The sequence below is a fragment of the Roseovarius mucosus genome, from assembly GCF_002080415.1.
Classification (GTDB): Bacteria; Pseudomonadota; Alphaproteobacteria; order Rhodobacterales; family Rhodobacteraceae; genus Roseovarius; species Roseovarius mucosus_A.
Genome location: NZ_CP020474.1, coordinates 1,038,503 through 1,064,776 on the forward strand (window position 1 = coordinate 1,038,503; position 26,274 = coordinate 1,064,776).

At 61.4% G+C, this 26,274-nt stretch carries 27 protein-coding genes; 10 read left to right on the forward strand and 17 right to left on the reverse strand.

The window, feature by feature from the left end:
- Positions 1-20 precede the first annotated feature (20 nt).
- The 6 genes from sucC to ROSMUCSMR3_RS05055 all read left to right on the forward strand — a co-directional run bounded on the left by sucC (position 21) and on the right by ROSMUCSMR3_RS05055 (position 6,237).
- A complete protein-coding gene (sucC, locus tag ROSMUCSMR3_RS05030) occupies positions 21-1,214 on the forward strand; it encodes an ADP-forming succinate--CoA ligase subunit beta (RefSeq protein WP_008280506.1) in 1,194 nt (397 codons plus the stop codon).
- 128 nt (positions 1,215-1,342) lie between these two features.
- On the forward strand, positions 1,343-2,224 hold the full coding sequence (sucD, locus tag ROSMUCSMR3_RS05035; RefSeq protein ID WP_008279485.1) for a succinate--CoA ligase subunit alpha: 882 nt from the start codon (positions 1,343-1,345) through the stop codon (positions 2,222-2,224).
- Positions 2,225-2,378: 154 nt separating this feature from the next.
- Positions 2,379-3,035, forward strand: coding sequence for an alpha/beta hydrolase family protein (locus ROSMUCSMR3_RS05040; RefSeq protein WP_157667267.1), 657 nt, complete (start codon positions 2,379-2,381; stop codon positions 3,033-3,035).
- 141 nt (positions 3,036-3,176) lie between these two features.
- Positions 3,177-4,352, forward strand: a complete 1,176-nt coding sequence (locus ROSMUCSMR3_RS05045; RefSeq protein WP_081506638.1) for a succinate--CoA ligase subunit beta — start codon at positions 3,177-3,179, stop codon at positions 4,350-4,352.
- Positions 4,352-5,251: a succinate--CoA ligase subunit alpha gene (gene sucD / locus ROSMUCSMR3_RS05050; RefSeq protein ID WP_081506639.1), complete on the forward strand. Its 900-nt coding sequence runs from the start codon at positions 4,352-4,354 to the stop codon at positions 5,249-5,251. The genes ROSMUCSMR3_RS05045 and sucD (ROSMUCSMR3_RS05050) overlap by 1 nt, the downstream gene beginning before the upstream one ends.
- Positions 5,248-6,237: an NAD(P)H-quinone oxidoreductase gene (locus tag ROSMUCSMR3_RS05055; protein WP_081506640.1), complete on the forward strand. Its 990-nt coding sequence runs from the start codon at positions 5,248-5,250 to the stop codon at positions 6,235-6,237. Before sucD (ROSMUCSMR3_RS05050) ends, ROSMUCSMR3_RS05055 begins: the two co-directional genes overlap by 4 nt.
- 75 nt (positions 6,238-6,312) lie before the next feature.
- Here ROSMUCSMR3_RS05055 and ftsZ read toward each other — a convergent pair whose 3' ends face one another.
- The 9 genes from ftsZ to ROSMUCSMR3_RS05100 form a co-directional block, all read right to left on the reverse strand.
- Positions 6,313-7,914, reverse strand: a complete 1,602-nt coding sequence (ftsZ, locus tag ROSMUCSMR3_RS05060; RefSeq protein WP_037297441.1) for a cell division protein FtsZ — start codon at positions 7,912-7,914, stop codon at positions 6,313-6,315.
- Positions 7,915-8,087: 173 nt separating this feature from the next.
- Complete coding sequence (ftsA, locus tag ROSMUCSMR3_RS05065) at positions 8,088-9,422, reverse strand: cell division protein FtsA (RefSeq protein WP_008280514.1); 1,335 nt, start codon at positions 9,420-9,422, stop codon at positions 8,088-8,090.
- Between the two features lie 3 nt (positions 9,423-9,425).
- Complete coding sequence (locus ROSMUCSMR3_RS05070) at positions 9,426-10,295, reverse strand: cell division protein FtsQ/DivIB (protein WP_081506641.1); 870 nt, start codon at positions 10,293-10,295, stop codon at positions 9,426-9,428.
- The gene (locus ROSMUCSMR3_RS05075; RefSeq protein WP_198385578.1) at positions 10,283-11,206 is read right to left on the reverse strand and encodes a D-alanine--D-alanine ligase; all 924 of its coding nucleotides are present in this window, start codon (positions 11,204-11,206) and stop codon (positions 10,283-10,285) included. The genes ROSMUCSMR3_RS05070 and ROSMUCSMR3_RS05075 overlap by 13 nt, the downstream gene beginning before the upstream one ends.
- A gap of 52 nt (positions 11,207-11,258) precedes the next feature.
- Positions 11,259-12,203, reverse strand: a complete 945-nt coding sequence (murB, locus tag ROSMUCSMR3_RS05080) for a UDP-N-acetylmuramate dehydrogenase (protein ID WP_198385579.1) — start codon at positions 12,201-12,203, stop codon at positions 11,259-11,261.
- A gap of 50 nt (positions 12,204-12,253) precedes the next feature.
- A complete protein-coding gene (locus tag ROSMUCSMR3_RS05085; protein WP_008280518.1) occupies positions 12,254-12,499 on the reverse strand; it encodes a DUF2484 family protein in 246 nt (81 codons plus the stop codon).
- Positions 12,496-13,899 (reverse strand): UDP-N-acetylmuramate--L-alanine ligase, encoded by a 1,404-nt coding sequence (gene murC / locus ROSMUCSMR3_RS05090; RefSeq protein ID WP_081506642.1) that lies wholly within the window; start codon positions 13,897-13,899, stop codon positions 12,496-12,498. Before murC ends, ROSMUCSMR3_RS05085 begins: the two co-directional genes overlap by 4 nt.
- Positions 13,896-15,002, reverse strand: coding sequence for a UDP-N-acetylglucosamine--N-acetylmuramyl-(pentapeptide) pyrophosphoryl-undecaprenol N-acetylglucosamine transferase (locus ROSMUCSMR3_RS05095; RefSeq protein WP_081506643.1), 1,107 nt, complete (start codon positions 15,000-15,002; stop codon positions 13,896-13,898). The genes murC and ROSMUCSMR3_RS05095 overlap by 4 nt, the downstream gene beginning before the upstream one ends.
- Positions 14,999-16,162 carry a peptidoglycan glycosyltransferase FtsW gene (locus ROSMUCSMR3_RS05100; RefSeq protein ID WP_081506644.1) on the reverse strand — a complete coding sequence of 388 codons (1,164 nt, stop codon included), beginning with the start codon at positions 16,160-16,162 and terminating at the stop codon, positions 14,999-15,001. The genes ROSMUCSMR3_RS05095 and ROSMUCSMR3_RS05100 overlap by 4 nt, the downstream gene beginning before the upstream one ends.
- Before the next feature lie 126 nt (positions 16,163-16,288).
- Between ROSMUCSMR3_RS05100 and ROSMUCSMR3_RS05105 the strand changes: the two genes are divergently transcribed.
- Positions 16,289-17,482 (forward strand): NAD(P)/FAD-dependent oxidoreductase, encoded by a 1,194-nt coding sequence (locus ROSMUCSMR3_RS05105; protein WP_081506645.1) that lies wholly within the window; start codon positions 16,289-16,291, stop codon positions 17,480-17,482.
- Between the two features lie 19 nt (positions 17,483-17,501).
- Here ROSMUCSMR3_RS05105 and ROSMUCSMR3_RS05110 read toward each other — a convergent pair whose 3' ends face one another.
- Genes ROSMUCSMR3_RS05110 through flgB form a run of 5 tightly spaced genes read right to left on the reverse strand, consistent with a single transcriptional unit; the run spans position 17,502 to position 21,079 of the window.
- Positions 17,502-18,263 carry a flagellar basal body rod protein FlgF gene (locus ROSMUCSMR3_RS05110; RefSeq protein ID WP_008280523.1) on the reverse strand — a complete coding sequence of 254 codons (762 nt, stop codon included), beginning with the start codon at positions 18,261-18,263 and terminating at the stop codon, positions 17,502-17,504.
- A 14-nt stretch (positions 18,264-18,277) separates the two neighbouring features.
- The gene (locus ROSMUCSMR3_RS05115; protein ID WP_008280524.1) at positions 18,278-19,537 is read right to left on the reverse strand and encodes a flagellar hook protein FlgE; all 1,260 of its coding nucleotides are present in this window, start codon (positions 19,535-19,537) and stop codon (positions 18,278-18,280) included.
- Between the two features lie 46 nt (positions 19,538-19,583).
- Entirely contained in the window at positions 19,584-20,261 is a 678-nt protein-coding gene (locus ROSMUCSMR3_RS05120) for a flagellar hook assembly protein FlgD (RefSeq protein ID WP_008280525.1), read from the reverse strand.
- An 11-nt stretch (positions 20,262-20,272) separates the two neighbouring features.
- Positions 20,273-20,689: a flagellar basal body rod protein FlgC gene (gene flgC / locus ROSMUCSMR3_RS05125; protein ID WP_008280526.1), complete on the reverse strand. Its 417-nt coding sequence runs from the start codon at positions 20,687-20,689 to the stop codon at positions 20,273-20,275.
- A gap of 3 nt (positions 20,690-20,692) precedes the next feature.
- Positions 20,693-21,079, reverse strand: a complete 387-nt coding sequence (gene flgB, locus ROSMUCSMR3_RS05130) for a flagellar basal body rod protein FlgB (protein ID WP_081506647.1) — start codon at positions 21,077-21,079, stop codon at positions 20,693-20,695.
- Positions 21,080-21,212: 133 nt separating this feature from the next.
- Here flgB and ROSMUCSMR3_RS21425 point away from each other — a divergent pair, with 133 nt between their 5' ends.
- On the forward strand, positions 21,213-21,641 hold the full coding sequence (locus ROSMUCSMR3_RS21425) for a hypothetical protein (RefSeq protein ID WP_008280528.1): 429 nt from the start codon (positions 21,213-21,215) through the stop codon (positions 21,639-21,641).
- Between the two features lie 132 nt (positions 21,642-21,773).
- A complete protein-coding gene (locus ROSMUCSMR3_RS21085) occupies positions 21,774-21,941 on the forward strand; it encodes a hypothetical protein (RefSeq protein WP_157132402.1) in 168 nt (55 codons plus the stop codon).
- Between the two features lie 148 nt (positions 21,942-22,089).
- Here the strand turns inward: ROSMUCSMR3_RS21085 and scpA are convergent, their stop codons facing one another.
- The gene (scpA, locus tag ROSMUCSMR3_RS05140) at positions 22,090-24,219 is read right to left on the reverse strand and encodes a methylmalonyl-CoA mutase (RefSeq protein WP_081506648.1); all 2,130 of its coding nucleotides are present in this window, start codon (positions 24,217-24,219) and stop codon (positions 22,090-22,092) included.
- Entirely contained in the window at positions 24,191-25,126 is a 936-nt protein-coding gene (locus ROSMUCSMR3_RS05145; RefSeq protein ID WP_198385605.1) for a hypothetical protein, read from the reverse strand. The genes scpA and ROSMUCSMR3_RS05145 overlap by 29 nt, the downstream gene beginning before the upstream one ends.
- Positions 25,127-25,295: 169 nt before the next feature.
- On the opposite strand from ROSMUCSMR3_RS05145, the gene ROSMUCSMR3_RS05150 reads away from it, so the two are divergent.
- Positions 25,296-25,742, forward strand: a complete 447-nt coding sequence (locus ROSMUCSMR3_RS05150; protein WP_008280532.1) for a DUF4174 domain-containing protein — start codon at positions 25,296-25,298, stop codon at positions 25,740-25,742.
- Positions 25,743-25,755: 13 nt separating this feature from the next.
- On the opposite strand, the gene ROSMUCSMR3_RS05155 is transcribed toward ROSMUCSMR3_RS05150, so the two are convergent.
- Entirely contained in the window at positions 25,756-26,274 is a 519-nt protein-coding gene (locus ROSMUCSMR3_RS05155; RefSeq protein ID WP_081506650.1) for a hypothetical protein, read from the reverse strand.

Genomic DNA, 26,274 nt, shown 5'->3' on the forward strand with positions numbered 1-26,274 from the left:
TTATCCAAGGGAGGAAGAGCGTGAACATCCATGAATATCAGGCAAAGGCCTTGTTGCGCAGTTATGGCGCACCGGTCAGTGAGGGCCGGGTCGTCTTGCGCGGCGAAGAGGCCAAGACCGCCGCTGGCGCGCTCGATGGCCCCGTCTGGGTGGTCAAAGCGCAGATCCACGCTGGTGGCCGTGGTAAGGGCAAGTTCAAAGAGGCGGGTGCCGGAGAAAAAGGCGGCGTGCGCATTGCCAAGTCTGTGAACGAGGCGGCCGAAGAGGCCAAGCGCATGCTGGGCCGTACACTTGTCACGCATCAGACCGGACCTGAGGGCAAACAAGTCAACCGCATTTACATCGAAAACGGCTCGGCCATCGCGCGCGAACTCTATCTTGCCCTGCTGATCGACCGCCAGACCAGCCGCATCAGCTTTGTCTGCTCGACCGAGGGCGGCATGGATATCGAAGAGGTCGCCGCAGAAACGCCTGAGAAAATCCTCAGCTTCGCTGTCGATCCCGCCACCGGCTACATGCCCTATCATGGACGACGCATCGCCTTTGCGCTTGGTTTGACCGGCGGTCAGATTAAACAATGCGTATCTTTGATGGGCCTGCTCTACCGTGCCTTTGTCGAAAAAGACATGGAGATGCTCGAGATCAACCCGTTGATCGTTACCACCGACGGCAATCTGATGGTGCTCGACGCCAAACTTGGCTTTGACGGAAACGCGATCTACCGCCACGCCGATATCGCCGAACTTCGCGATACCTCGGAAGAAGACCCCAAGGAGCTTGAGGCCTCGAAATACGACCTCAACTACATCGCGCTCGATGGCGAGATTGGCTGTATGGTCAATGGTGCGGGGTTGGCGATGGCGACGATGGATATCATCAAGCTCTACGGCGCCGAGCCCGCCAATTTCCTCGACGTGGGCGGCGGGGCGACCAAGGAAAAGGTCACCGAGGCCTTCAAGATCATCACCTCTGATCCGCAAGTGAAGGGCATCCTCGTCAATATCTTCGGCGGCATCATGCGCTGCGATGTGATCGCCGAGGGCGTGGTGGCTGCGGTCAAAGAGGTGGGGCTGAAAGTGCCGCTCGTGGTCCGTCTCGAAGGCACCAATGTCGAAAAGGGCAAGGAGATCATCAACACCTCCGGCCTCGACGTCATCGCCGCCGATGATCTGAAAGACGGCGCGCAGAAGATCGTTAAGGCCGTCAAGGGGTGAGCGCCGGTCCGGGGCCTTGGCCCCGGCAAACGCTCCGGTGGAGCGTTTGAGGCGCGAACGGGCGGAGCCCCGGATCATCCGACCATACCATAACGCGGCCCCGCCGCAGAACTCAGGAGCCAAACAAAATGGCAGTCCTCGTCGACAAACATACCCGCGTGATCTGTCAGGGCCTTACCGGCTCTCAGGGCACATTCCACTCTGAACAGGCCATCGCCTATGGCACCCAGATGGTCGGCGGCGTGACCCCCGGCAAGGGTGGCACGACGCATCTCGACCTGCCCGTGTTCAACTCGGTGCATGAGGCCAAGCATGTGACAGAGGCCAACGCCTCAGTCATCTACGTGCCGCCGCCCTTCGCCGCCGATAGTATCCTCGAGGCGATTGATGCCGAGATGGAGCTGATCGTCTGCATCACCGAAGGCATCCCGGTTTTGGACATGATGCGCGTCAAGCGCGCGCTTGAAGGGTCGAAATCGCGCCTCATCGGCCCGAACTGCCCCGGCATCATCACGCCCGACGCCTGCAAGATCGGCATCATGCCCGGCCATATCCACCGGCGCGGCAGCGTCGGCGTGGTCAGCCGCTCGGGCACGCTGACCTATGAGGCGGTCAAGCAGACCTCGGATGTGGGCCTTGGCCAGTCGACTTGCGTGGGCATCGGCGGCGACCCGATCAAGGGCACCGAGCATATCGACGTCCTGGAATGGTTCCTCGCGGATGACGAAACGCAGTCGATCATCATGATCGGTGAAATCGGTGGCAGCGCGGAAGAAGAAGCGGCGCAATTCCTGAAAGACGAGGCCAAACGCGGGCGTAAAAAACCTGTCGCCGGCTTTATCGCTGGCCGCACCGCCCCGCCGGGCCGCCGCATGGGCCACGCCGGCGCCATCGTCGCGGGCGGCAAAGGCGACGCCGAGAGCAAGATCGAAGCCATGAAATCCGCCGGCATCACCGTGGCCGAAAGCCCCGCTGGCCTCGGCGAGGCCGTGCTCAAGGCGATTGGCTGAATCACTTAAGACCGATAACAATGGGAGCGCATGCACAACGTGAAGGGAATTCACCATGCCGCTACCGCTCTCATTGTTCCGTCTAATCGCAATATTGGTTCTGGGCCTCGCCAATATGGCGATGGCCCAGTCCCCCGGGCCTCTGAACGGTCAGATGTTTGGCGCAGGCAACCGCGCTCTCGTGGTCGTGGTTCACGGCGATGTCAGCAAGGGCGGGCCAGCCACCTATCATTATGATTTCGCGGAACAGGTCGCAAAGCAAGGCAAAGGGGCCAGTGTCTTTGCCCTCATAAGGCCCGGATACACGGGTGAAAAGGGTCAGAAATCCCCCGGCTCCAACAACGGGCGCAGCGATCACTACACCAAGCAGAATAATGCACTGGTGGCACAGACAATCCAGAATCTTGCAAAAACCGTCGGAGCATCAAAGGTAATCGGCGTAGGCCATTCAGGCGGGGCCGCGCAACTTGGGGCGATCGCCGGTCTGTATCCGGGTCTGTTAGACAGCGTGATTCTTGTCTCCTGCCCCTGCAACATTCCTGCATGGCGCGCCAAACGTGGCAAATCCGCTTGGAAAAACAGCCTCTCTCCTTCTGACTATGTCGGTTCCATCGCGCGTGGCACTCGTATTTTTGCGGTCGTGGGCGATAAGGACACGAATACCTACCCTGAATTCTCAGAAGCATTCGTCACCGCCGCCAAGGCGCGTGGACTTCCCGCCGCATATGTTCCTGTCAAAGGGGCAAGCCATGGCTTTGATGGGTTGCAACGCACCGTAGAACAGTTGACCTTGCAAGAAATTGCCAAATGAGCAGGGCAAGCGCATTGTAGAACGGCACGAGGAAAGATCCTGGCCGAAACCGCCTGCCGGTCCCCAGAATGGAATGGCATCCGTTGACTAGATCTGGCACCTGGTATACCAAGAACCATAGCCGAACAGGAGGCACATCCCATGTTTCTCGCCGAATATCAGTCTAAAGAGCTGCTCGCGCAATATGGCGTGCTTGCCCCCGACGGGCGTCCTGCGCGTAGCCCGGACGAAGCGCAACGCCTGTGCAAGGAAATTGACGCGCGAAAATACGTGGTGAAGGCCCAGATTGGCGCAGGTGGGCGCGGGCTTGCTGGGGGTATCCGCTTTGCCGCGACGCCCTCTGCCGTGGCTGACGAGGCGCGCCGCCTACTTGGATCGACCCTGGTAACAGACCAGACCGGACCGGCAGGAGAGACCGTAACCCTCGTGCAGATCGAGGCGGCCATTGATATCGCACAAAGCTGTTTCGTCGCCATCGCCTTTGATCCGGAAACGGGGCAGCCCATGCTTTTGGCCTCGGGTGCGGGCGGGGTGGAATTCGAGCAGCGCGCCCGCATGGACGAGGACACGGCTCAAAGCTGCCCGCTACCTTCGGATAGCCCCGAGGCGCGCGCCAAGATTGCAACCTTTCTGACTGGTGTCGGGATCAGCGAAGCGCAAGACGCGGCCGTCGACGCGATCTTTGCCGCCCGCCTCGCCTTTACCGAAAACGACATGACACTGATCGAAATCAATCCCTTTGCCCGAACGACCGATGGTCGCTGGATGGCCGTGGACGCCAAGGTTGCGATTGACCCAAACGCCGGCTTTCGCCGCCCCGAATTCGCCTCCATGGTCGCGGACCGTCCCGCACCAGCGGATGAGTTGGCCGCGCAGAAACATAATATCAACCTTGTACGGCTCGAAGGGAACATTGGCGTTGTTGCCAATGGCGCGGGGCTTGGCCTTGCTACCAATGACATGATCACAGACGCTGGCGGCAAGGCTGCAAACTTCATGGATATCCGCACGACCGCGAGCAGTATGGATGTGGCGCGCGGGGTCGAGATACTTCTCGCCGATGATCGAGTATCGGCGATCCTGCTCACCATTCACGGCGGCGGAATGACCTCTGCCGATACGGTAGCCGAAGGCGTAAACTTTGCCTATGCTAAAGCCACGCGGAAGCTGCCGGTGATTGCCTATATCTCGGGGAAACATGCCGATTGGGGCCACCGCATCCTGCGCGAACGCAAAGTGCCGGTTGAGAGCTGCGACACGCTGTCGGCTGCGGTTAGACGGGTAGTAGAGCTGGCAGGCCAGAGGAGGGCACGCTGATGGCGATCTTTGTCAATTCCGAAACACGGCTCATTGTTCAGGGCATGACCGGGCGCTCCGGCACCTTCTACACCGATGAGGCGACGCGCTATGGCACCACCTGCGTGGGCGGCGTGCGCCCCGGCAAGGGCGGTGCGCGGCATCTGGGCCTGCCGCTTTTCAACACCGTGCGCGAGGCGGTTGAAGCGACACAGGCCAACGCCAGCCTCGTGATCGTGCCCGCACCTCAGGCTGGCCCCGCGATGATCGAGGCGATCGAGGCCGGGGTCAGCGTAGTCGTCTGCGTGACAGAGCGCGTGCCACAACATGACATGAGCCGCGTCAAACAGGCGCTTGCGGGCACCGATACCATATTGATTGGCCCAAACTCGCAGGGCATCCTGACGCCGGGCCAATGCAAAATCGGCGTCATGCCGACGGTGAATGCAATGCCGGGCCATATCGGTATTGCCTCACGTTCGGCCTCGCTTACCTCGGAAATCCTTGCGCAATGTAGCAAGGCGGGGCTTGGACAATCGACCACCGTGGGCATTGGGGGTGACACATTGCATGGCGTGGGCTTTGTCGACTGTCTTAAGGCATTTCGCGACGATCCAGAGACCGAGGCTGTCGTTATGATCGGCGAGATTGGCGGGCGCGGCGAAGAAGAGGCCGCCGCCTATCTCGAAGCGGTGGACTATGGCAAGCCCGTCGTTGCCCTTGTGGTCGGACGCCATGCGCCGCGCGGGCGGCGGATGGGCCATGCTGGCACGCTTTCGGTTCTGGGCGGTGGCACGGCGGCGGATAAGATCGCGCGTCTGCGCGGTGCCGGGGTCGAGATTGCAACCCATGCCGATGACGTGGTGGCCGCCGTAGCACGCGCGAGCGCCAAGACACCGCAAAAGGCGGCTGCCCGATGAGCGCCTTGCCCGAAACCATGCGCGTTATCGAAATGGCCGCCCCCGGTGGCCCCGAGGTTCTGATCCCCGGCACGCGCGCCCTGCCCGGCTGCGGCACAGGCGAGGTTCTGATCCGCGTCACCGCCGCTGGCGTCAACGGTCCGGACCTTGTGCAGCGACGCGGGCATTACCCTCCACCCAAGGGCGCGTCGGACCTCCTTGGCCTTGAGGTTTCTGGCGAAGTGGTTGCTTGTGGCGAGGGTGTCACCAACTGGCACCCCGGAGACCGCATCTGCGCCCTGACCAACGGCGGGGGCTACGCCGAATTTGTGGCGGTCGACGCGAGCCATTGCCTGCCCATCCCGAACGGCGTGGACGAGGTCGAGGCCGCAGGCCTGCCCGAGACCTTTTTTACCGTCTGGAGCAATGTGTTTCTGGGGCACAATCTGCCCAAGGACGGCGTTTTCCTTGTGCATGGCGGAGCAGGTGGGATCGGCTCAACCGCAGTTCAATTGGGCAAGGCTATGGGCCTCACGGTGCTGACGACGATTGGCGATAACGCAGCGGCGCAATTTGTGACCGAATTGGGCGCAGACCGAGCCATCAATTTCCGCACCGAGGATTTCGTCGCTCTCACTCGCGAGGCTGGCGGGGCCGACATCATCCTCGATATCATAGGCGGCGATTATGTGGCGCGAAACATCAAAGCCGCGCGGCACGATGCCCGGATCATCCAATTGGCATTCAACATGGGCTCAAAGGTCGAGATTGATTTGATGCCTGTGATGCTCAAACGCCTGAGCTATACCGGCTCTACTCTGCGCTCGCGCCCCGAAGGCTTCAAGACGCAAGTGGCCGAAGCCCTGCACGAGACGGTTTGGCCCCTCTTCGCTGCTCAGAAGCTGCGCCCGGTAACGCACCGCATCCTGCCGATGGCCGAGGCGGCAGAAGCGCATCGGTTTATGGAGGCCGCCGAACACCACGGCAAGATCCTCCTGCGGATGTGAAGAGACGCACCAAACCGAAATGAAACAAAAAAGCCGCCCAAATGGGCGGCTTTTTCATTTGGCTTGAAACGATAATCAGTTCGCCTGACGACGCAGGAAGGCTGGGATTTCGATCTGCTCGTCCTCGTCATGGGCACGCGCCGGGGCCTGCTGGGGCTGTGCGCCGCCCATGGTTGGCTGTTGGCGGCTCGGGCGCGCGACAGGCTGCGCACGTTCTGGCTCTGCAGAATGGCCGGTCATGCGGTTTATGAGCGAGTTGATGCCAAAGCGCGGACGCTCTTCTGCGGCCCGTGCCTCGGGCTCGGGGCGGCGCTGTTGAGGCTGTACCGGGGCACGACCGACAGCCGCCTGCAACCGTTGGAGCGCCTCGGGCGAGGGGGTGCCGGGGGCCGGTGCACGCGGCGCAAGGTAGGCTTCGAGCTCGTCTTCATCGTCATAGGTGTTGCGCGCAAACTCTTCGACACGCGGCTGATAGGCAGGCGGCGGAAGATCGTCTTCTGCGATTTCCTCTTCGAAAATATCTTCCATCTGATCTTCGGCGGCTGCGCGCTGCGTCTCCATCGCGGCAAAGAGCGACGGCTCCGGCTCTGCCACACGCGCGGCGACCGGTGCAGGCTCGGGCTTGGCCACCGGGGCAGCCTCGGCGCTGACGTGCTGCTTGAGCGGCTGCGCCATCGAGCGGCGCGGTACTGGCAGATCGGCCGCTACCTGGCTTACGTCGATGCCCGTTGCCACAACGCTGACACGGATCGAGCCTTCCATAGACGGATCAAGGGTCGAGCCCACGATGATATTTGCATCCGGGTCCACTTCCTCGCGGATACGGTTGGCGGCTTCGTCCAACTCGAACAGCGTGAGGTCATGCCCACCCGTGATGTTGATCAACACACCTTTGGCGCCCCGCAGGCTGATTTCATCCAAGAGCGGGTTGGCAATCGCCTTTTCGGCGGCCTGGATGGCGCGATCTTCGCCGCTATCCTCGCCTGTGCCCATCATCGCCTTGCCCATCTCGTCCATCACCGCGCGCACGTCGGCGAAATCGAGGTTGATGAGGCCCGGACGCACCATCAGGTCTGTCACACCCTTGACGCCCTGATAGAGCACGTCATCGGCCATGCTGAACGCTTCAGTGAAGGTCGTCTTTTCGTTCGCCAGACGGAACAGGTTTTGGTTGGGGATGATGATCAATGTATCGACCATCTTTTGCAGCGCCTCAACGCCTTCTTCTGCCTGACGCATCCGCTTGGCGCCTTCGAACTGGAACGGCTTGGTGACAACACCCACCGTCAGTACGCCCAATTCCCGCGCGGCCTGCGCGATGATCGGTGCAGCACCAGTTCCGGTGCCCCCGCCCATGCCCGCAGTGATAAAGCACATGTGCGCGCCAGCCAGATGATCAACGATCTGCTCGATGCTCTCTTCGGCGGCGGCGGCCCCGACAGAAGCCCGTGCGCCTGCACCCAGACCCTCTGTCACCTTCACACCCAGTTGGATGCGGCTTTCTGCGTTGCTCTGGCTCAGGGCCTGCGCATCTGTGTTGGCCACCACGAAATCCACACCATCGAGACGCTTTTCGATCATGTTGTTCACGGCGTTGCCACCCGCCCCACCCACACCGAAAACGGTGATACGGGGCTTCAGCTCGTCATGTCCGGGCATAGTGAGGTTGAGTGTCATAGCTTGTCCGCCTGTCCTGATGCCCACATTCGCGGGCTGTTTTCCGCCTGATTGCGCCCATTCTTACCGATGGTTAGCCCAATCGTCACCTAAAAAACACGTTTTGACCACTAAATATGGTCATATTTCCAGCCTTTTTCGCGGGATTTCGCCGACTACGCCATATCTTGCGATCACCAGTTGTCCCGAAACCATTTCATTGCCCGCTTGAGCGACCGCGCCGGATAGCGATCCACCGGAATCTCGAAATCCCACCATTCGTCTTGCGGATTGGCCGCAAAGAGACACATGCCCACGGCACTGGCAAACCCTGCACCGGTTGCCGCTTGCGGCAGACCATGCACCCGCAAAGGCCGCCCAAGCCGCACCTGCTGTCCCAATATCTTGCTGGCCAGCCCGTCAAGGCCGGGGATCTGGCTACCGCCGCCGGTCAGCACGATCTGCTGGCTTGGCAGGTGATCGAACCCGGCCGCATCAAGCCGTGCGCGCACCTCTTCGAGAATTTCCTCGACCCGAGGGCGCATAATGCCGATCAATTCGGCCCGGCTTACGCGGCGGCGATCATGCTCGTAATCGCCGGTATCACCACCGATATCGATCATCTCGCGGTCGTCCATTCCAGTGGCAACCACTCCGCCATAAAAGGTCTTAATTCTCTCGGCGGTGGCCTGCGGCACTTGGAGGCCCATGGAAATGTCGTTGGTGACGTGGTCGCCACCCATCCGCACACTGTCGGCGTAGATCATATGCTTCTTCATGAAAATGGACACGCCCGAGGTGCCGCCACCCAGATCAATACAGGCCGCGCCCAACTCCTGCTCGTCCTCGACCAAAGCGGCAATGCCCGACACATAGGCAGAGCTGGCAACCCCTGCGAGTTCCAGATCGCAGCGCTTGACACAATAGGCAAGGTTCTGGATCGCCGCACCATCAACGGTCAGCATATGCATATCGGTGGCCAGCACCTGCCCCATCTGCCCACGCGGATCAATCAATCCACTGCGGTGATCCAAGGCGAAATTGACCGGCTGCGCATGCAGCACCTCACGCCCCTCGCCGAAATCTGGCACATCACAGGCGCTCAGAACGCGGCTGATGTCCTGCTCGCTGACGGTATGGCCCTCAAGCTCGACCTGCCCCGCCAACCCATAGCTGCGCGGCCCTGCGCCCGAAAAACAGGCAATGACGTGATCAACACGAATGTTGGCCATCTTTTGCGCCGCCTGAACGGCGGTGCGAATGGCGCGCTCGGTCTCGGCCATGGCGTCGATCTCGCCAAAGCGCACCCCGCGCGACCGTGTCGTGGCCGCACCGATCACCCGAAAGCCAGCTTGTCCCGCCATCCGGCCGATGCCTTCGGCCTCGTGCAGCCGCTCGGTGCCGTCAAAGCGCAATACAAGGCAGGCTATCTTGGAGGTGCCCACATCCAAGACAGCGACCACCCCTCGCTGCATCGCCGCCTTGCGCATGTTGCGCATCGCCCGTTGGGATTCGTAGAGCTCGATCATGGTTCAGTTCGTCCCCAAACTCATCTGTGTTATGGTCCACCAGTCTTCCATGGCATTCTCGTTCAGGCGGATTGTCGGGCGTGCGGCAATGCGCATGTCGACCGAGGCCAGATCACGCCCCAGCATGTCCTGCGCCCCGTGCAGCACGATCACACGCTCCAAAGCGCGCACCGCCCCAGTTTCGGGCAACAGGATGCGTTTGCCATCCGCAATCACCAGATCCCACCGCCGCTCTCCCATCCGCACAAGACCGCGCAGGTCCATGCCAAGCGGAACAGCCGCCCGTAGAAGTTCAATCGCTTCAGCCACCTGATCCGGGGCTCCATCGCCCGCCACCACCGGCAGGTCAGCACGCTCGGCGCGGGCTTTGACCACGCCGATCACCTGCCCTTCGATGTCGATCACATTGAGCGCGTCACGCGTTTTCCAAAGAGCGACCGGAACCCGTTCGGTGATTTCAGCCACCAGAACGCCGCCCTGACGGATACGCACCTCGGCGCGCGCGACCGCAGGCAGCTCTTCGATCATCACGCGGATATCATCGAGTACAAGGTCAAACGAGCTCGCGGGCAGGTCATAGGGGAAAATCTCGCGGATATCCTCTTGCACGCTGGTGCTCGCCCCTTCGACTGACAGAAGGTTGACCATGAACTCGGGGCGGGTTTCGATCTGGTGGCGGATTTCGGCAACCTGCTCGACAAGGGCGGTGCGCCGCGTCTCGCTGCTGAGATATCCGCCGGCGATCCCCGCCACCACCAGTATCGGCAAGCCAAACCGGATCAGACGCCGATAGAGCGGCGTCAGCATCAGGCGCTGAAGACGGTAGGACATGCGCGACGGCGCAGGATCAGCGCGCGGAATTACCGGTTGCATGACGCATCCTCCACCATCCAGCGACACAACTCGGGAAAGGTAATGCCGACCGCTTGCGCCTGTTCCGGGGCGAGCGACGTGGGGGTCATTCCCGGCTGCGTGTTGGTTTCCAACAGGATCAACCCATCACGCCCACGCGCCGCGTCCCAACGAAAATCTGTGCGACTGACCCCGCGACACCCCAGCACCGTATGCGCCCGCAGCGCATAATCCAGACAGGCATCAAAAATCTCTTGCGGAATTTCAGCGGGCACCACATGGCGCGACCCACCAGGTTTGTATTTGGCGTCGTAGTCATACCAGCCATCAGTCAGAATATCCGTCACGGTCAGGGCGCGGTCGCCCATAACCGTCGCGGTCAATTCGCGCCCCGGCGCATAGGCCTCGACCATCACCACCTCGGGCATGTCATCGGACAGGGCGGGTGGATTGTTGGCGCCAGCCTCAACCAGATAGATGCCGACGGAAGAGCCCTCGTTACATGGTTTCACCACATAGGGCGGGGGCATGACATGGCGCGTGCGCACCTCATCACGCCGCGCGAGCACACTCTCGACCACCGGCAGACCAGCCGCGCGATAGGCCGCCTTGGTGCGTTCCTTGTCCATGGCAAGTGCTGAGGACAGCACGCCCGAATGGGTGTAAGGCAGGCGCAACCATTCCAGCATCCCCTGCACGCACCCATCCTCGCCCCAACGCCCATGCAGGGCATTGAATACCACGTCCGGCTTTATCGCTTGTAAACATGTGCAGAGGTCGGCCGCGGCATCCACCTCAACCACCTCAAACCCTGCTTCCCGCAATGCGACGGCGCACTCACGCCCTGAAGAGAGCGACACGTCCCTCTCCGCTGAGGGGCCGCCCATGATCACCGCCACTTTCGGGGTTGTTCTGCTCGAACCAACCACCATGTGCCTCAATGTCCCGGGCTGGTTCACCAGCCCTGTTGTCGATTTGTTTTTGTTAGTCTGCCTGTGGGCTTGCGCCCGGAGCCGGTTCGCCGACCCTCATGATTTCCCACTCTAACTCTATTCCACGCATTTGAAAAACCTTTTTTCGCACCTCTTCGCCAAGACCTTCCAGATCGGCGGCAGACGCCCCACCGGTGTTGATCAGGAAGTTGGGATGCATCTCGCTCATCTGCGCCCCACCGCGCCGTGTGCCGCGCAATCCCGCCTCGTCGATCACTTTCCACGCCTTCAGATCATGCACGTCATCCGCCCTCCCGGTCGAGGAAAATCCCGCCGGATTGCGAAAAGTACTGCCTGCGCTGCGCTCTTTCGTCGGCTGCGTGGCGTCACGCTTGGCGATTTGGTCGGCCATTTTGGCCTCCAGCGCCGACGGATCGCCCAAGCCCCCCTCAAAGGTTGCCTCTACGATCACCCACCCGTCAGGAACAGCGCTGTGCCGATAGGCGAAGTGCAGCGCATCATGCGCGAGGGTCACCACCTCGCCGCCCCGTGTCACGGCTTTCGCCTCAATCAGATGATCGGCCACATAGGCCCCGTAACAGCCCGCATTCATCCGCACCGCGCCACCGATGCTCCCCGGGATGGTGCGCAAGAACGTCAGATCAACGCCCGCCTCCGCCGCCCGCCGTGCCACATGCGCATCAAGGGCAGCAGCCCCGGCGATCACGCGACTGCCCTCAACACGAATGCTATTGAACCCGCGCCCCAACCGGATAACCACCGCGTGCACCCCGCCATCGCGCACAATCAGGTTGCTGCCCACGCCCATGGGAAACACCGGCAGGCTGGGGTCAAGCCCCGCAAGAAACCCTGCCAAATCGTCAAGATCTGCTGGTTGAAACAACCAATCCGCAGGCCCGCCCACACGCAGCCAGGTCAGGTCAGCCAAGGGCCGGTCGGGCGTCAGCGCGCCCCGTGTCTGTGGCATCGTCATCATGACAGCGCTTCTGCCTTTTGCCGCGCCCAAGGTAAAGCCCTGCGCATTCCCTACCCCAGTTTCCGCCGCATCCACCGCCCAAGATAGATCACCGGCCATCGCAGCACGCTCATCCCGCCAACCATGACAAATAGGCCAACCCACGGCCCATTCTGCCACGTGACAAAGCCAAGGATCGGCACACCAAGGGCCATCAGCACATAGGCCCGCCGCCAGTAATTGTTGCGGCTAGGCAGCATCGCCAGCACATTCGCAGCGACTGCCCAACAACACGCCAGAACCAAAGAGAGCGTCATCCCAACCCTTCAAGGCGTGCTGGCAGACCATTCGCCCAAGCACTGATCGTGCCCGCGCCAAGACAGACAACCATATCCCCCGATCCCGCCTGCTCACGCACCAGACGCTCCAAATCGTCTTCGTCGCGGATGGCACGGGCGTGGCGGTGGCCGTGGCGGATCAGCCCCGCCACCAGATCATCGCGACTGGCCCCGGGAATGGGATCTTCGCCCGCAGCATAGACCTCGGCGATGGCCACCACATCGGCTTCGTTGAAACAACCGCAGAAATCGTCAAAAAGGCTCGAAAGCCGGGTGTACCTATGCGGTTGATGTACCGCGATAACCCGCCCCGTCGTGGCCTGCCGCGCCGCACGCAGCACAGCGGCAATCTCGACCGGGTGATGGCCGTAATCGTCGATGATGGTCACGCCGTTCACTTCGCCCACACGGGTAAAGCGCCGGTTGACACCTCCGAAACTTGCCAAAGCGGTGCGAATTTCATCGCCTTTCATCCCCAGATGCCGCGCCACCGCAACCGCGCTCAGCGCGTTGCTGACATTGTGATCGCCAGGCATTGGAAGGGTGCAGCCTTCGATCATCCGCCCCTCAGCCTGAAGCGCCACGTCGAAATGCGCGACACCCTTTTCGTAATGCAGATTGATCGCCCGCACATCGGCCTGCGCGTTGAACCCATAGGTCCTCACGCGGCGGTCGGTGATGCGGCCCACAAGGGCCTGCACCTCGGGGTGATCGGTGCAACAGACCGCCAGCCCATAAAAGGGAATATTGCTGACAAAGTCGTAAAAGCCTTGCCGCAACCGCTCGATATTGCCCCAATGCTCCATATGTTCGGGGTCGATATTGGTTACGATGGCGATGGTCGCCGGCAGGCGGTTAAAGGTGCCGTCGCTCTCGTCGGCCTCGACCACCATCCATTCGCCCTGCCCCATGCGCGCATTGCTGCCATAGGCATGGATGATGCCGCCATTGACGACCGTGGGATCAATTCCGCCCTTGACCAAAAGCTCTGCAACCAGCGTTGTCGTCGTGGTCTTGCCATGGGTGCCCGCCACCGCAATGTTGGATTTGAGCCGCATCAGTTCGGCAAGCATCTCGGCGCGGCGCACGACGGGCAGGCCGCGCTTGCGCGCCTCGTCCAATTCAGGATTGCCGGGCTTGATGGCAGATGAGATGACCACTACCGCGGCACCCTCGAGGTTTTCGGCGCGCTGCCCCTCAAAGACCGTGGCCCCCATGCCCGCCAACCGCACGGTGATCGGCGTGGATTTGAGGTCAGACCCCTGAACCTGGTAGCCATGATTGATCAACACTTCGGCAATGCCCGACATCCCGATACCGCCGATCCCGACAAAATGGATGGGGCCGATATCAGTCGGAAGCTTGGTGGCTGCATTCATTGCTTTTGCCCTTTATTCGCAAGGTCTTCGACCATATCGGCCAGATGTTGGGGGGCGTCCGGCATGCCACAACTCAACGCCGCCTGCGCCATCATCGACGCGCCGGTCGGATCGCCCAGTACAGCACCGATCTGCTCGCGCAGCACCGTTTCAGTCAAGCGGCTTTCTGGGATCACGATTGCCCCACCCGCCGCCGCCAGACCACGAGCATTGGCGGCCTGATGGTCGCCAGCGGCAGCAGCATAAGGAATGAGGATCGCTGGCCGCCCGATGATCGAAACATCAGCGATGCTCGACGCGCCCGCCCGGCTGATCACCAATTGCGCCTCGGTCATGCGGCGAGGCACATCGCGGAAAAATGGCTGCACATCGGCATCAATCCCGGCCCCAGCATAAAACCGCGCCACGCGGTTTATATCTTCCTCGCGCGCCTGATGGCTGACCCGGACATTGCGCAAGATCGCCTCCGGCAGGGCTGCGACAGCGGCTGGCACCATATCGCTGAGGATACGCGCCCCTTGTGAGCCGCCAATCACCAGCACCGACATTGGATAATCGCCCGGCGCGATATAGCCCGCGCCCGCCCGCTCCAACACCGCGGCCCGCACCGGATTGCCCACATGCACCGCCTGCGTGCCCTCGGGCAGGGTGGTGGGCCAAGTGCCACAGGCAACAACATCGACCCGGCGCGCAAAGAACCGGTTGACCCGACCAAGCACCCCATTTTGTTCATGCACCATACGCGGACGGCGCAGCAGCCACGCCGCCGTGAGCGCCGGAATGCTTGGGTAGCCGCCAAATCCCACGACCACGTCCGGTTTGTCCTGCATCATCCGCAGGCTTGCCCCCAACACGCCGCCCGCGATGTGAAACGGTGCCAGCAGTTTGTTGAGCAGGCCGCCGCGCGCGAAGGTGGCGCTTGCCACCTGCTCAATTTCGACCGAATGAGGAAAGCCGCCAACATAGCGCGCACCGCGTGCATCCGTGCTCAATCGTACCCGCCAACCACGCCGCAGCATCACCTCGGCCAGGGCCTGCGCGGGAAACATATGTCCACCCGTGCCGCCCGCAGCGATGATCAACAGCGGCTGTCGCGCAGTCATGAGCGCCCCCGCAGGATATCCCCGATCTGTCCCTGAGGCCGCGTTCGGGTAAAGGCCAAAAGCATACCCACGGCGATCCCTCCCGCCACCACCGACGAACCGCCATAGCTGACAAAGGGTAGGGTCATGCCCTTGGCTGGCAGAAGGCGCACGGCGACGCCCATGTTGATCATCGCCTGTGCCCCGAACATCACCACAAGGCCGGTGCCCGCAAGGCGGATGAAGGGATCACGTTCCCGCATCAGGCGCAAAAGCGAGCGCACCACGACGCTGGCATAAAGCGCAATAATGCAGAGCACCAGAACCAGCCCGTATTCTTCGGCGGCGACCGCGATGATGAAATCCGTATGCGCGTCCGGCAGGCTCCATTTGACCTGCCCTTCCCCCACGCCCACGCCAAAGAAACCGCCTTCGCGGATCGCATTGGTGGCAAAGCCAAGCTGTGTGGTCGGGTCGACCTCAGGGCTGAGAAACCCGTCAATCCGGCGCGCGAAATGCTCGGAATTGGCATAGGCGAAACTGCCCACGAGCACCACGCCCCCTGCCATCCCCAAAAGCAGCGTCACCGGGGCCCCTGCCACGAAATACATCACGCCCCAGCCAAAGAGAACAAGCGCGGCCTGCCCGAAATCGGGCTGCATCGCCAGAAAGGTGAGGATCACGAGGGTCAAAAGAAACGACCAACTCAGACCCGGCGGCCCATTCACCTGCTGGCTTGCCGCCATCATCCAAGCGGCCACGACCACGAATACGGGCTTGAGAAACTCCGACGGCTGCACCGACGCAAAACCGAGGCTATACCAACGTACCGCCCCCTTGCCAAAGTCTGTCCCCAGAAACGGCAGCGCCATAAGCGCGGCAAAGGCAGCGAGAAACCCTAGAACCGCCATGCGCCGCACCATTTCCGGGCGCATCATCGACACCAGAACCATCACCGCCAGTGCCATGCCTCCGAAGAGCGCCTGACGCTGCACGTAGTAAAACGCGCCAAGCCCATTCTTTTCCGCAAGCGGTGGCGAGGCGGCCAGCCCCAACAACATACCGATACTGAACAGGATCAAGACGCATGTCAGCGACCATTTGTCGATCGTGCGCCACCATTTGGGAATGACGGGCTCTGCGTCCCGCAGGGGCACAGCCCCATAGACCATTTCTGTCATCTGCCTGCCGCCTCATGCATCTTGCGCCCCTTTTCGGGGTCTGACACATATTCTAGCGCTGTTTTCGCCTTAATACCAGAACTATCCCCTTGCCAATCGGCGGCTTTTCGCGTCAGAGCCACGCACATGCGCCACAACTGCAACACGCTCATCCTTGGGGCCGGGGCCGCCGGCATGATGTGCGCGGCTAATGCCGGGCCAAGCACGCTGATCATCGACCATGCGCGCGCACCGGGCGAGAAAATACGTATCTCAGGCGGTGGGCGGTGCAACTTCACCAATCTTGGCACGACACCGGCGAATTTCATCTCGGCCAACCCGCATTTCTGTAAATCCGCCCTCTCGCGCTATACCCAGTGGGATTTTCTTGATCTCATCGCGCGTCACGGCATCGCTTGGCATGAGAAAACCCTTGGCCAGCTTTTTTGCGACGACAAGGCCACACAGATCGTCACGCTGCTGGTCAAGGAACTGCGTCAATCGGGGGCCGATCTTTGGCTTTCAACGCATGTGTCGGACATCAGCCATGACGGCAGCCGGTTTCACGCCACGCTTGACCGCGAAGGGCGGCGCATGACTGTCTCCGCGCGCAACCTCGTGCTGGCCACGGGCGGCAAATCCATCCCCAAGATGGGCGCCACGGGCATGGCCTATGACATTGCACGCCAATTCGGCCACCAGATCACCGAAACGCGCCCGGCACTTGTACCACTCACCTTTTCCGACGCCCCTTTTACCGCACTCTCCGGCACCGCCCTACCCGTCCGGGCCAGTTGCGACGGGGTCAGCTTTGATGAAGCGGCGCTTTTCACGCATCGCGGGCTGTCGGGCCCCGCCATCCTGCAAATTTCCTCTTACTGGCGCGAGGGGCAGGCGATCACCCTCGATCTCGATCCCAACGCCAGACTTTATGACATGCTCCGCCAGCAGCGTCAGACCACAGGCCGCCGTAATATCACAACCGACCTTGGCCATTACCTACCCGCGAAACTGGTGACGCATCTGGCGGCGAGCTTGGGTCTTGCGGGCAATCTCGCAGATCACTCCGACGCGCGGCTCGCCGAGATCACCGGGGCGTTGCGCGGCTGGCAGATGAAGCCGACCGGCACCGAAGGCTATCGCACCGCCGAAGTCACCTTGGGCGGCATCGACACTAACGGGCTTTCGTCAAAATCAATGGAATCCAATCACATGCCCGGCCTCTATGCCATTGGCGAGGCCGTAGATGTCACCGGGTGGCTTGGCGGTTACAATTTTCAATGGGCATGGTCGTCGGGTTGGGCTGCAGGCAAAGCGATCGCTCAAGCCGGGGATGGCTAAGCCCGCACGCAATTCAACGTCAGCCTTCGGGGGCCTGCATTGTCCTTGCGCCGCTTTCATCCAGTTCGCGCGCCGTCAGGACCATGCGCATACCCAATTCGAAATTCCGCTGCATCTGCATCGTCGACAGCAGTTCCTCGACCGGGTTGACGTTGCTGCTCTCCAGCGTGCCCTGCAACACCTCCGCCTGTTGATTGGGCGGCGGCAACACGCCCTCCACGGTTCGGATCTGACCGTCTGCACCTTTGGTCAGCGCAACATCCTCAGGCGGGATCACGGTGGCCAGCACACCGGCCAAGACCGGATCACCCTCAGGATCATCAAGCGGCTGTATGTAGATTTCGCCAATATCCGTGATCCGGATATTGCGATAAGCGGGCACCTGAAGCGGGGCCATATCCGCACCCAGCATCGCATCGCCCGCACCATTGCGCAGCGTGCCATCCGTATCACGCCGCAGATCGCCACGACGGCTGAGCGCCGGATCGCCGGACTCGGGCATCACGTAGAAAAAACCCCGATCCGCAATCGCCACATCCAGTTCCTCGTCGGTGCGGGTGAGCCTGCCCGTTTCCTGCGAGAACCCGGCGGGCCCGGTCTCGACCTGAAAGGCACGAGTGGTCAACCCCTCCATCATGTCGAGGAACCGCACCCCGCCCTCGTTGGGCAGGTCGCGGCGATAACCCGGAACGGTCTGGTTGGCGAGGTTCTGCGCCTGCGCCACCTGACTGTCGCGATTGACGCCCAATGCGTTGAGCGCGGTATAGATCATGCGGTCCATGGTGGCGCCTTGCGTTAGCTGCGGATGTTCAGAACCGTGTCGGCCAAGGTTCCGTTGGTCTCGAGCGCTTTGGCAGAGGCCTGATAGTTCCGTTGCGCCATGATCAAGTTGACCAATTGCTCAGTCAGATCGACATTCGAGCGTTCGACCGAGCCAGCCCTGATCGCACCAAAGCCACTTGTCCCCGGCACACCCAAACGGACGTCACCGGATTCTCGCGAGGCGCGGTAAGTTGCGCTACCGATGCTGCCAAGACCCTGGATATCCGAGAAATTCGCAACAGCAACCTGACCGACTGCAACCGAAGTCTCGGCACCATAGCTGGCCCAAACGGTGCCATCCTGACGCACATCAACCGAGGACAGATCAAGCTGGCGGGTGCCATTCTGTGACACAGCAATCGCGCCAAACGGGCCCTCAGACACCCGCGAGCCACCAAGAGAAAGCGACAGCGCCTGCTCCCCAAAATCAAAGTTCATCGCCTCAAGACCGCCGGTCTGCGCGCCGCCCGCATCAAAAGACAATGTGGCCAGCGGATCGGTGGGGGCGGTGATAACGCCGTCGACCACCAGTTGCACCGTATAGGCCAACCCGCCATCCAGCGCGTCGGGCGCATCGGACATCACGAAATAGGCTTGCGCCGGCACGGCACGCCCCGCAGCATCCAGTACTGGGATTTGCGTGGTCGCAGCATAAGTCGTTGGATCCGCTGGATCAAAGGCAGCGGCAGGAATGGCCGCCTGCGCGCCCAGACCACCATTGTTGCTCAGCGACAGGTTGAACGATAGATCAACGGCCGTCGTCGCCTGAGGCGTGCCGAACTGCTGCGGGATCTGCAGGCGTTGCGTCTGTGTAGTGGACAGCGTGTCGCCATTCTCTGAGGTCGGGAAGACCGTAAGGAAATGCCCCGCCGCATTGGTCACAAACCCTTCTCGGTTCATGCCAAAGGCACCGGCACGGGTATAGCCCGCATCGGCCCCCGCATCCGGCCCGGTGCGGACCTGAAAGAACCCCGGCCCCTGCAAAGACAGGTCCAGCACATTGCCGGTCGCCGTCAGAGACCCCTGTTTGAAATCTACACCAATCCGGCTGACTTCGGTGCCTGATCCAATCTGTGACGCAGGGCGGCTGTACGGGCTGGTGGTATAGATGTCGGCGAATTCCGCCCGGCTGCCATGAAACCCGAGGGTGCCCACATTGGCAATATTGTTCGAAGTCACCGAAATGTCGGTCTGCGCGGCGTTCAGCCCGGAAAGTGCAGTGTGAAAGCTCATGAATCTGGTCCTGTCAGGTCGTTGAAGGGTCTGGTGTTGGTTGGGATTAGCGAATATCGGTGATCTCGAGACTGCTACGCAGCCCATAGTCTTCGACCCTGAGGGTCATGTCCTGCCCGCCCTCGGGCATCTGCACCCCCACAACCCGGGCATAGACAAAGGGCTCTGCCGGTGTGTCGCCATCCACCTCGATCGCCACCCGCACCGCACCGCGCGCGGCGACGATCTCAGGCGGCAGGCCGTCCCAGTCAAAGCCCATCAGCCCGGCAGGCTGTGCGCCCATATCTTTTCGGTGGAGTTCCGCGCCCGTCTCGGCGTTGGAATAGATCACTGTGACAGCACTTGCCGCCTCTGGAAGGTCTGCCACACCGTGCACCCCGCCCGACGCATCTGGCCGCGCGAGCGAACCCGGCACCAAAACCTGTTGCCCCAAGAGCGACGAAGCGGTCGCAATCCGATTGCCCCCGATCTGGCTGCCGATATCGCTTAAGGTGGTGTTCACCCGGTCCAACCCCGCCACGGTCGAAAATTGCGCCATCTGTGCGAGGAATTCGCCATTTTCCATTGGCGCGAACGGGTCTTGGTTCTGTAACTGCGCCGTCATCAGCGCCAGAAAATCCTGCTGCCCCAGATCGCCATTGCCCGTCCGTGTTGGGGCGGAATTGGCAGCGGCGGCGGCCGTAAACGTGGCACTTGCGCCGGTTGCTGTATTGACTTCAGGCATTGCAGTGCTCCTTAGCCCTGACCCATCATGACCGTGCGTGCCATCAGCGTGCGCAGGGTCGAGACGGTTTCCAAAACATTCTGATACTGGCGGCTGGCCTCGACCATCTCGACCATTTCCTCGTCTGGGTTGACGACAGATTCGTAGACGAAGCCCTCTTCATCGGCCATCGGATGATCGGGGCGGTAGGCACGCACAGGCTCTCGATCAAGCTGAACAACGTCGGTGACATGCGTGGTCGAAAGGCCGGACTGGCCGGTCTGATCGGCATAGATCGTCTCGAACACCGGGCGCAGCGGGCGATAGGCCTCTTCTTTGGTGGTGCTCACCGCCTGCGCATTGGCCATATTGGAGGCCACAGTATTCAAGCGCACCATCTGTGCCGACATGGCAGAGCTGGCGACATCAAAGATATTCTTGATCATCATGGCTTATTCTCCCTTGATCGCCGTGTTCAAACCAGAAATCCGCCGGTTGAGCAGCGTAAGACTGGTTTGGTAACGCAGGCTGTTTTCCGCAAATTCCATCTGCTCCACAGCCAGTTCGACCGTATTGCCATCGAGCGAAGGATTGACCGGAACGCGGTATCCCGCCTGCCCCGCATTTGGACCACTGGTTGCGAAATGGCGGCCGTTGCTGGTGGCGAGGGCACCGCCACCAGTTTCAGCATTCAGCACCGTTTCGAAATCCATGTCGCGCGCCTTGAAACCCGGAGTCGCCGCATTGGCGATGTTTGAGGCCAGCATCGCGCCACGCTGCTCGCGCAGGTTCAGAGCCGAAGCAAAGAGGCTCAGGTGATCGCGGAACGCATCTGTCATGGCGCGAGATCCTTTCCCGGGTGGTCATCGCAGTTGGTCCAGTCCTTGCAGGGTGACGTGCATCGTGGATGCTCCGGCCCTGCCCGCATCCCTGCAATTCTGGTGCCAACCCGCCCGAAACCAAGGAACGCCGATGTCAGAGACCGCCGCCCGCCCCGCCATGCGCAAGTCGCTCACCCTGCCCCGAAGCTTTAGTCGTGTGCTGGGGCGCCTGCTGATCCTTCCCGCCACCGAGAGCCTGCCCCTCGCAAACAACGTCTACGCCCAAACCAGCAATCCGGTGCAGCGCGCGCTCGCGATGCGCCTGCGCCTGCGCCTCTTGCAAGAGGCTCTCGATGCCCCGCACAAACCCGTCCCACCGGTCAAAGCCGAACCCGAACCTCTGCCCCCACCGATGCCGGAACCAATGCCGGAGCCAGAGCCAGAACCCGCACCACCCCCAAAACCCGCCAAGACAGCCAAGCTCGTCAGTCTAGATCTGGCAGGCGGCGCTCTTTCCATGATGATGAGCGAATTGGGAAGCGGCGAAGACGCAGAGGATGATTTCTTTGGCGATGACTGAACCCCTTCAACGCCAATATCTTTGGATACCAGCCCTCTCTTTCGCCCCCTCGCAAATACCTTCGCGCGCTTTCTATTTCAGTCAGATCATGGGATTGTGGTTGTACTTCCAAGGCTGCCAGGAGATACGGAAATGAAACAGTTGGCACCGCAAATGACAGTGAACGATACGCATCGGTTTGGGCAAGACGCCAATACCCCCCTCCATCTCCCCAGTGGATGGTGGATTGCCCCCATGGTCGGTCTCGGCGTTGTGATGTGGTACTGGATCATTTCCGCACTTCTCTCGGTTTTGGGCTAAGCCTCCCTCCAGAGCTTGCAAAGTGTTGTCGCCCGGTCGCTCTCGCGTCCGGGCGAAACCTTTTTTCCGGGTATTATGTAGAACTTGACCCCGCGCATGTCTGCACGGGGTCGTTGTTCTTCTTGCCGTTTGTTGCAGCGCCCTGCCGTTATCCGCGCGCCTCGCGGATCAGCCGCAGAATATCCTTGGCTGCCTCAGGAATATTGGTGCCCGGACCAAAGATTGCCTTGACCCCCGCCTTCTTGAGGAAATCGTAATCCTGTTGGGGGATCACCCCGCCGCAGATAACGATAATGTCGCCTGCATCCCGCGCCCTAAGCGCCGCGATCAGTTTCGGTGCCAATGTCTTGTGCCCCGCCGCCTGAGAGCTGATGCCCACCACATGTACGTCATTGTCAATGGCATCCTGCGCCGCCTCTTCTGGCGTCTGAAAGAGCGGGCCCACATCCACATCGAACCCGATATCGGCAAAGGCGGTGGCAATCACCTTGGCACCGCGGTCATGCCCATCTTGCCCCATCTTGACGACAAGCATCCGCGGACGGCGCCCCTCAACCTCGGCAAAATCCTCGACGGATTTCTGAATGGCGGCAAAGCCTGCGTCGCCCTCATAGGCGGCACCGTAAACCCCGGCCAAAGTCTTGACCTCGGCGCGATGCCGTCCAAACTCTTTTTCCAGTGCCATGCTGATCTCTCCTACCGTGGCGCGCGCACGCGCTGCCTCAACCGCTGCGTCGAGCAGATTGCCGCCCTCACGCGCACGGCGCGTCATCTCGTTCAAGGCGGCCTGACAAGCCGTCTCATCGCGTTGCGCGCGGATACGCTCCAACCGGGCGATCTGCGCCTCGCGCACCTTGTCGTTATCGATATCCAGAATATCGATCGGGTCTTCCTTGTCCTTGCGATACTTGTTGACGCCGACGATCACCTCGTCACCCCGGTCGATCATGGCCTGCCGGGTCGCCGCGGTTTCTTCGATGCGGAGCTTTGGCATGCCGGATTCCACCGCCTTGGTCATGCCCCCCATGGCCTCGACCTCTTCGATCAGGGCCCAGGCCTTTTCGGCCAACTCATGCGTCAGGCTCTCGACGTAGTAAGACCCCGCCAGCGGGTCGACCACCTTGGTGACGCCAGTCTCTTCTTGCAGGATCAACTGCGTATTGCGGGCGATGCGCGCGCTGAAATCTGTAGGCAGGGCAATCGCCTCATCCAGCGCATTGGTGTGCAGCGACTGCGTGCCCCCCAGAACCGCGCTCATCGCCTCGTAGGCGGTGCGCACCACGTTGTTATAGGGATCTTGTTCCTGAAGGCTCACCCCGGATGTCTGGCAATGGGTGCGCAGCATCTTGGATTTCTCGTCCTTGGCACCGAATTCGGTCATGATCCGGTGCCAGAGCAGGCGCGCAGCGCGCAGCTTGGCGGCCTCCATAAAAAAGTTCATGCCGATGGCGAAGAAGAACGAAAGACGCGGCGCAAAGCTGTCTACATCCATGCCCGCAGCGATGGCTGCACGCACGTATTCGCGCCCGTCGGCCAACGTATAGGCCAATTCCTGCACAAGGTTCGCGCCCGCCTCTTGCATGTGATAGCCCGAGATCGAGATCGAATTGAATTTTGGCATGTGTTGGGCCGTATAGCCGATGATATCCGACACAATCCGCATGCTGGGTGCAGGTGGATAGATATAGGTGTTCCGGACCATGAATTCCTTGAGAATGTCATTCTGAATGGTGCCCGAGAGCAGCGCCCGATCATGGCCTTGCTCTTCTCCGGCGACGATAAAGCTGGCCAAAACCGGGATCACAGCGCCGTTCATCGTCATCGACACGGAAACCTTGTCGAGTGGGATGCCATCAAAGAGGATTTTCATATCCTCGACGCTGTCAATCGCCACACCTGCCTTGCCGACATCCCCCTCGACGCGGGGATGGTCGCTATCATAGCCGCGATGCGTGGCCAGATCGAAGGCGACTGAGACCCCCTGCTGTCCGGCTGCAAGGTTGCGGCGGTAAAAGGCGTTCGATTCCTCGGCCGTCGAAAACCCGGCATATTGCCGGATCGTCCAGGGGCGGCCTGCGTACATCGTGGCCTTGACGCCGCGCGTAAAGGGCGCCTTTCCGGGGATGCTCCCCATATGCGGCAGCTCCGCCACATCCTCTGCGGTATAAAGCGGTTGAACCGCAATCCCCTCGAGCGTGTTCCACGTCAAGTCTTCGGGTGCGCGCCCCCGCAGTTCAGCCGCCGCGAGTTTACGCCAATCGTCTTTCTTCGTCGCCATTCCGATGTCCTCTTCCAATCTGGCCAGAGGGCAGGTGTTTCCCCGCCTCATCTGATCCGGTTTCTTCTGATAGTCGCGCCACCCCATCTGCCCCGGCCGAAAGCCAGAAGAGATCGTCGGCATAGGCCTCTTGCAGGGCCAAACGCTGTGCCCGGTCAAAGGGCTGCCAACGCCCTTCGCCCTCGGGCAATTGTGTCAAATCGCCGCCACGCGCGGCCACAGCACGGCGTAACGCCGCCAGATCCGGCGCGCGGTTGAGCCAGAGCCGCGCCGCCTTGACCGGCACCTCTGCAAGCCCGGTTATCGCGCGCAGCCGCCCCTCGGGGCGTCCGGCATGTACTTCATGCGGAAGGATCACGAGGTCGACACCGGGCAGCGCACAGGCCAGATCAGTGATCACCTCGCGCCAATGCCGGTTGACCGTCACCAGCCGGTCAAGGTCATCGACCCCCGGCACACCGTGCCCCCGCGCCACGCCATAGGCCAGCGACGACGCCCACCAACTATCCTGTCCGCGCACGGACAGCGCCACACGCGTGATCCGCCCGTCAAAAGCATGGGCGAACCGCGCCACACGCTCGCCAATGCCGGGATAGAGCCGCGCGTGTCGCAGGTTACGCCGGGTTGAGCCGATCATATTCTCATCGCTGATCAACACACGGGTCATGCCCTGCGTGCGCGCCTCTTCAAGTCGAAGGGCGATACGCCCACGCGCGCGGTCCAACTGTTGGGTGGCAGTGGCAAGGCCCGATGCCGGGATGACCCCACTCAACACACCGTCCCGTGTCACCTCTGGGCCCCAATAGCACAGGCCTTGCGCTGCCAAAGTACGCGCGTTGGCGCGCATATAGTGTTGAAACGAGGTTGAGGCGGTGCGATGCGCGCCCAGATGCAGGATGATGTCCATGTCAGGTCTGACCTTTCGATTGGCCGCCCCTTGCGACCGCAAACGATTGGTCTCGATCCTGCCTGCCATTCCTGACCATGCGCTTAACTTCGGAAAATTTCCGTGCGCTTGCCATTCACCCTTCGCAATCGTCGTCATCCAGCCTATATCTTGACCGACAGGAGACCCCATGAAAACGATCTTATCCCTTGTTTTGGCTCTCTTTATCGCGCTGCCAGCGACCGCGCAGGACAGCGATACGGGCCCCGCGTCTGCCTCGATCCTCTCGGCAGATACTGTCAATTTGAAGGATTTTCTCTGGCTCAAGCGCCCACTTGTGATTTTTGCCGATACGCCCGCCGATCCGCGATATGTTGAACAGATGGCGTATATCACCCAGCGGCTTGATGTGCTCAATTCGCTTGATGTGGTGGTGATCACCGACACTGATCCTGACGCGCGCTCGGACCTGCGCAAGATGCTGCGCCCTCGTGGATTTGGCCTTGTGCTTATCGGCAAGGACGGGGTGATATACCTGCGCAAGCCCGCGCCGTGGCATGTGCGCGAGATCGTCCGCACCATCGACAAACTGCCAATGCGCCAACAGGAACTGCGGGAGCGTCCCGGCGATAGCTGATGCTCGCACACCATCATCCGGCCCCAATCGCCACAATCAAAAGCCCTGTGGCAGGGTCCATCAGCATGAGTGCGCCCACATGCGCCTCCCATGCCATCACGGCACCCGGCTGACCCAAGATGTGATGAAAGGCGCTCTCGCTTGTCGCTTCCATGCAGGCGCGCGCCTCAAGGCCTGCGCGTCGCATAGCCATACCGATAGGCCGGTCGAAATTGGCCATGGCCACCATGGCCGCATCGGGGGCCAGCCCCGGCGCGATCCAAGCCGCCTGACCACGCGCGGCGAGGGCGCGCGCCATCTCTGACGCTGACCCGACCACGGGCATCGCCGCCTTGATCCGCCCATCCGTTACGCGATAGAGGCCCACGGCACACTGCATCGTCGCCGCAAATTCCACTGTTTCGCCCAACGCAAACCACGCTGCCAGCCGCCCGCGCTGCGCCGCCTCTGCGTCACGCGCACAAGCGGCAACGACAGCGATAGCAGCAAGGCACGAAAGCAGCCGCAGGTCATGGCGCAGGGTCAGGTGCAT

Bases quoted from the DNA above. Each gene is read 5' to 3' on its own strand.
- ROSMUCSMR3_RS05120 (WP_008280525.1), bottom strand. From the start codon at position 20,261: ATGCCTGAAGTCAATACAGCAACCGGCGCAAGTGCCACGTTTACGGCC.
- flgC (WP_008280526.1), bottom strand. From the start codon at position 20,689: ATGATGATCAAGAATATCTTTGATGTCGCCAGCTCTGCCATGTCGGCA.
- scpA (WP_081506648.1), bottom strand. From the start codon at position 24,219: ATGGCGACGAAGAAAGACGATTGGCGTAAACTCGCGGCGGCTGAACTG.
- ROSMUCSMR3_RS05105 (WP_081506645.1), top strand. From the start codon at position 16,289: ATGCGCCACAACTGCAACACGCTCATCCTTGGGGCCGGGGCCGCCGGC.
- ROSMUCSMR3_RS05155 (WP_081506650.1), bottom strand. From the start codon at position 26,274: ATGCACCTGACCCTGCGCCATGACCTGCGGCTGCTTTCGTGCCTTGCT.
- sucD (WP_008279485.1), top strand. From the start codon at position 1,343: ATGGCAGTCCTCGTCGACAAACATACCCGCGTGATCTGTCAGGGCCTT.
- ROSMUCSMR3_RS05040 (WP_157667267.1), top strand. From the start codon at position 2,379: ATGTTTGGCGCAGGCAACCGCGCTCTCGTGGTCGTGGTTCACGGCGAT.
- ROSMUCSMR3_RS05115 (WP_008280524.1), bottom strand. From the start codon at position 19,537: ATGAGCTTTCACACTGCACTTTCCGGGCTGAACGCCGCGCAGACCGAC.
- murB (WP_198385579.1), bottom strand. From the start codon at position 12,203: ATGATGACGATGCCACAGACACGGGGCGCGCTGACGCCCGACCGGCCC.
- sucD (WP_081506639.1), top strand. From the start codon at position 4,352: ATGGCGATCTTTGTCAATTCCGAAACACGGCTCATTGTTCAGGGCATG.
- ftsZ (WP_037297441.1), bottom strand. From the start codon at position 7,914: ATGACACTCAACCTCACTATGCCCGGACATGACGAGCTGAAGCCCCGT.
- ROSMUCSMR3_RS05110 (WP_008280523.1), bottom strand. From the start codon at position 18,263: ATGGACCGCATGATCTATACCGCGCTCAACGCATTGGGCGTCAATCGC.
- ftsA (WP_008280514.1), bottom strand. From the start codon at position 9,422: ATGATCGAGCTCTACGAATCCCAACGGGCGATGCGCAACATGCGCAAG.
- ROSMUCSMR3_RS05095 (WP_081506643.1), bottom strand. From the start codon at position 15,002: ATGACTGCGCGACAGCCGCTGTTGATCATCGCTGCGGGCGGCACGGGT.
- ROSMUCSMR3_RS05145 (WP_198385605.1), bottom strand. From the start codon at position 25,126: ATGGACATCATCCTGCATCTGGGCGCGCATCGCACCGCCTCAACCTCG.
- ROSMUCSMR3_RS05085 (WP_008280518.1), bottom strand. From the start codon at position 12,499: ATGACGCTCTCTTTGGTTCTGGCGTGTTGTTGGGCAGTCGCTGCGAAT.
- ROSMUCSMR3_RS05100 (WP_081506644.1), bottom strand. From the start codon at position 16,162: ATGACAGAAATGGTCTATGGGGCTGTGCCCCTGCGGGACGCAGAGCCC.
- ROSMUCSMR3_RS05045 (WP_081506638.1), top strand. From the start codon at position 3,177: ATGTTTCTCGCCGAATATCAGTCTAAAGAGCTGCTCGCGCAATATGGC.
- ROSMUCSMR3_RS05150 (WP_008280532.1), top strand. From the start codon at position 25,296: ATGAAAACGATCTTATCCCTTGTTTTGGCTCTCTTTATCGCGCTGCCA.
- ROSMUCSMR3_RS05055 (WP_081506640.1), top strand. From the start codon at position 5,248: ATGAGCGCCTTGCCCGAAACCATGCGCGTTATCGAAATGGCCGCCCCC.
- ROSMUCSMR3_RS21085 (WP_157132402.1), top strand. From the start codon at position 21,774: ATGAAACAGTTGGCACCGCAAATGACAGTGAACGATACGCATCGGTTT.
- ROSMUCSMR3_RS05070 (WP_081506641.1), bottom strand. From the start codon at position 10,295: ATGCAACCGGTAATTCCGCGCGCTGATCCTGCGCCGTCGCGCATGTCC.
- ROSMUCSMR3_RS05075 (WP_198385578.1), bottom strand. From the start codon at position 11,206: ATGGTGGTTGGTTCGAGCAGAACAACCCCGAAAGTGGCGGTGATCATG.
- flgB (WP_081506647.1), bottom strand. From the start codon at position 21,079: ATGACAGATGCGTTCCGCGATCACCTGAGCCTCTTTGCTTCGGCTCTG.
- ROSMUCSMR3_RS21425 (WP_008280528.1), top strand. From the start codon at position 21,213: ATGTCAGAGACCGCCGCCCGCCCCGCCATGCGCAAGTCGCTCACCCTG.
- murC (WP_081506642.1), bottom strand. From the start codon at position 13,899: ATGAATGCAGCCACCAAGCTTCCGACTGATATCGGCCCCATCCATTTT.